Source organism: Mesorhizobium sp. M7A.F.Ca.CA.004.06.1.1 (genome assembly GCF_003999135.1).
Taxonomy (GTDB): Bacteria; Pseudomonadota; Alphaproteobacteria; order Rhizobiales; family Rhizobiaceae; genus Mesorhizobium.
In genome coordinates this window covers 1-4,029 of the sequence record NZ_RZPQ01000549.1, presented here as the reverse complement: position 1 = coordinate 4,029, position 4,029 = coordinate 1, and the positions used below count along the sequence as shown (strand labels likewise).

Annotated in this window: 3 protein-coding genes; 1 reads left to right on the top strand and 2 read right to left on the bottom strand. The window is 64.5% G+C overall.

Annotated elements, in window-relative coordinates; translation table 11 throughout:
• Positions 1–841, top strand: an 841-nt coding sequence (locus EN906_RS25495; RefSeq protein ID WP_164777349.1) for a Xaa-Pro peptidase family protein, incomplete at its 5' end; no start/stop codon positions are given.
• Between the two features lie 226 nt (positions 842–1,067).
• Here the strand turns inward: EN906_RS25495 and EN906_RS25485 are convergent.
• Together EN906_RS25485 and EN906_RS25480 are read right to left on the bottom strand one after the other, a co-directional pair.
• Entirely contained in the window at positions 1,068–2,504 is a 1,437-nt protein-coding gene (locus tag EN906_RS25485; RefSeq protein ID WP_127267338.1) for an amidase, read from the bottom strand.
• Between the two features lie 201 nt (positions 2,505–2,705).
• Positions 2,706–3,797 carry a Gfo/Idh/MocA family oxidoreductase gene (locus tag EN906_RS25480; RefSeq protein ID WP_127267337.1) on the bottom strand — a complete coding sequence of 364 codons (1,092 nt, stop codon included), beginning with the start codon at positions 3,795–3,797 and terminating at the stop codon, positions 2,706–2,708.
• Positions 3,798–4,029 lie beyond the last annotated feature (232 nt).

Genomic DNA, 4,029 nt, shown 5'->3' with positions numbered 1-4,029 from the left:
CGACCATCGTGCAGCCCGGCAGCAGCGCCTGCATGACCGAGAGATCGGCGTCGATCTCGATTTTATTCCCGCCGCCGATCTCTCGGTCATGCAGGCGCTGCTGCCGGGCTGCACGATGGTCGACGGCTCGGCCGTGCTCGACAGGTTGCGGGCCATCAAGTCGCCGCGCGAGATCGATCTGCTCCAGCAAGGCATCATCCTGTCGGAAGCCGGGCTGGAGCGGCTGCAGGTCGATGCCATGGCCGGCATGCGTCAGGGCGATCTCATTGCCCTCTATCGGCAAGGCGTCGCCACGGCCGCGTCCGGCCTGTCCCATCCGGTCGCCACAGCCGAATATGTGACGCTGGGCGCGAAGGCCAAAAGCACCGATGCGAAAGCCATGCCTGGCGATCCGCTGAAGTGCGACATGGTCTGCACGGTCGGCGGCTACGCCTCCGACATGTCGCGCAACTTCACCTTCGGATCGCCATCCGCCGAGCAGGCCGAACTGCACGCGATCGCCGAGCGGGCCTTTGACGACGGGCTGGCAGCGCTTGTTCCGGGAGCCACGCTCACCCACGTGCATCGCGTCGCCACCGACAGCCTGGCGCGGCAAGGGCTGCGCACCTACCGCCGCGGTCATTTCGGCCATGGCGTCGGCCAGTCGGTCTTCTCGGAGCAATGGCCGTTCATCGCCGCCGATAGCGATGTCGTCATCGAAGCCGGCATGGTGCTGGCCTTCGAGATCCCGCTCTACATAGACGGCCTCGCCAGCTTCAATCTCGAGGATCAGTTCCTGATCACACCGGACGGGGCTGTCGCCATGAACCGCTTGCCGAGACGGCTGGAGAGGATTGGGTAGCGAGGGCGTGGTCGTTTTTCAAAGATAGCGCTCTACGGCGCCCCCCTCTGCCCTGCCGGGCATCTCCCCCTCAAGTGGGGAGATTGACTGTTTCGGCGTCGGTCTTCGTCTTCAACGTCGAATATTGGCGAAGGTGGTCGTAGCAGCCGATCTCCCCACTTGAGGGGGAGATGTCCGGCAGGACAGAGGGGGGCGCCACGGAACTCGGTGGTGAGGTGGCCAGCACCTAACCACTCACCGGTGGCCGCCGATCGCTCCACGGCATCTCCTGCTCCAGCTGCGCCGACGCGGCCAGCACCGTTGCCTCGTCACCGTAGCGGCCGACCAGTTGCACGCCGATCGGCACGCCGTCTTTCGACCAGCCGAGCGGCAGCGAGATCGCCGGCTGGCCGGAGATGTTGAAGGGGAACGCAAACACCGAATCCGCCCACTTGGCGTTGTAGCGGTCGATGTCGGTTTCCGACATGTCGTAATAGCCGAACGGACGCGGCAGCTGCGTCAGGGTCGGGGTGATGAAGATATCGTAGGCGCCGAGGTCGCCGACGATGTCGCGGCCGACCTGCCTGAGCTGCTCGACATCGGAGATGTGCCTGGTGCCGCTGGTCGAGCGGCCGCGCTCGATGATTGCCCAAGTCACCGCCTCGACATCGCCTGGCGTCACCGGCCGGCCGATCACCGTCTCAAGGTAGTCGAACGTCGCCGCCGTCTGCACGCAGGTCATGTTGGTGTAGGTCTTCCACACAGCGTTCGCGTCGAGCGGCATATCGTGCTCCTCGACGTCGTGGCCGAGCCGCTCGAGCGCAGCCACGGTTGCCAGCACCGCCGCCTTCACCTCCGCATCGATCGCCGTGCCGTTGGGTGGCGTGACGGAAAAGCCGATGCGCAGCTTCTTTGGCGCCCGTGCCGACAGGCTGAGCCAAGAACCATCGGGCACCGGCGGCGTATAGGGGTCGCCCGGCAGCGCGCCGGCAACCGCGTCGAGATAGGCCGCCGTGTCGCGCACGGTGCGCGAGCAGCACAGGAAGTACGCGCCGCCATACCAATAGTCGCCGAACGGCGCGAGGCTGACGCGGCCGCGCGACGGTTTCAGCCCGACGATACCGCAGCAGGAGGCCGGAATGCGGATCGAGCCTGCACCATCGCTGGCCTCGGCGATCGGCACCATGCGCGAAGCGATGGCCGCGGCAGCGCCGCCGCTCGAGCCGCCGGGCGTGATGCCTTCCTTCCACGGGTTCTTGGTCACACCGTAGAGTTTTGGTTCGGTGGTGATCGACCAACCGTTCTCCGGCGCGTTCGACTTGCCGACCAGCACCAGCCCGGCCGCCTTCATGCGGCGAACGACCTCGGTGTCGAAATCGGCAACGACATCCCTGAGGTAGAATGAGGAGTTGGTGTTCGGTGCCCCGGTCCAGGACGAGGCCAGCTCCTTGAGCAGGAACGGCACGCCGGCGAAGGGCGCTGATGTGTCGATTGTCTCGGCCTGGGCGCGCGCCATGTCGTAGAGGCGATGGATGACCGCATTGAGCGTCGGGTTGAGCCGCTCGACCAGCGTGATCGCCGCCTCCACCAGTTCCCCCGGTGAAACGTCGCCCCGCTTCACAAGTGCCGCAAGGTCGAGCGCGTCGGACTCGGCATAGGTTTTCAGCAGACTTTCGGTGACCATGTCTCTCTCCCGTCGTTCGTTGATCTTGCCAACGTTGGCGCCGCCCCTCAGCCGCCTGCCGGCACCTTCTCCCCGTATAGTGACGGGGAGAAGGGAGACGCTCCAACGCTGACGACCCCCTCTCCCCGTTCTTCACGGGGAGAGGGTAAGGGTGAGGGGCAGCGCCGGCCTGAAACGATTGCCGCCAGCAGCCGGATTGCGTCAGGCCAGGTCGATGGTCCGCCCGAGTGCGATGCTCTGTTCAGCGGCCAGCACGATGCGCAGGCTGTTGACCGCCGCATCCATCTGCTCGGTGAGGTCGAGATCCTCGCGGATGGCGCGCAGGAAGAAGGCCTGCTCGCGGTCGCAGAGCTCCTGGTGGCCGGGCTCGTCCTCCATGCTGACGATCTCGTCGGGCTTCGAGAAATTCTTGTCGCCGTCGACCTGAGCATAATGGATCTTCAGCGCATCGGTCTTGGTGTGGCGGTCGATGTCGGCGGAACTCGAAACCTCTGCAAGTTCGGCAGCATTGCTTGCCTGCTGGCCGGCGACGATCGACACCGCGCCCTTGGGGCCGACCACGTCCTTCACGAAATAGGCCGTTTCGCTCATCATTGGGCCCCAGCCCGCCTCGTACCAGCCGACCGAGCCGTCATCGAAGGTGACGTGCAGGTGGCCGTAATTCTGCTTGTCGGCTTCCGCCCAGAGCTTGGCGCCGATGCCATGCACGCGCACCGGCTTGGCGCCGGTCAGCTGGCACATGACGTCGACATAATGGACGCCGCAATCGACGATCGGGATCAGCGAATCGATCAGGTTCTTGTGCCAGTGCCAGGCGCTGCCGCTGCTCTGCTGGTTGAGGTTGAGCCGCATCACCAGCGGCTTGCCGAGCGTCTTCCCGACCTCGATGAACTTGATCCATGACGGGTGGACGCGCAGGATATAGCCGAGCACCAGCTTGCGGTTCTTCGCCCGCGCCGCCGCGACAACCTTCTCGGCATCCTCATTGTTGGTGGCGAGCGGCTTTTCCATGAACACATGGCAGTTGGCGGCGATTGCCTTCAGCGCATATTCGGCGTGGGTGTTCGGCCAGCTGTTGATCGACACCGCGTCCGGTTTTGTTTCCTTCAGCGCCTGGTCGAAATCCTCGTAGAGTGGGTAGCCGGCTAACTCTCCCGGAATCTTCGTGTTGCTCTTGATCGAGCGGCTCATAATGCCGACGATCTCGAAACCGTCGAGCCGGTGATACGCGCTGGCATGCGACGCACCCATATTGCCGAGACCCACCACCAGCACTTTTACTCTGTCGGACACCGCTGCCTCCCAAATTCTTGATTAAATCACAGGCGGCGCTGTTGCCGTCGCCCGCATGTTTATCCAGGACAATCACCTTAGGTTGGCGCCGCCCCTCATTGCCCTGCCGGGCATTTCTCCCCGTATAGTGACGGGGAGAAAGGGCTGGCCGCAATGTTGGCGATTGGCGAAATCATCAACGACAGCGTCCCCTCGCCCCGTTTACGGGGAGAGGATGCCGGCAGGCAGGTGA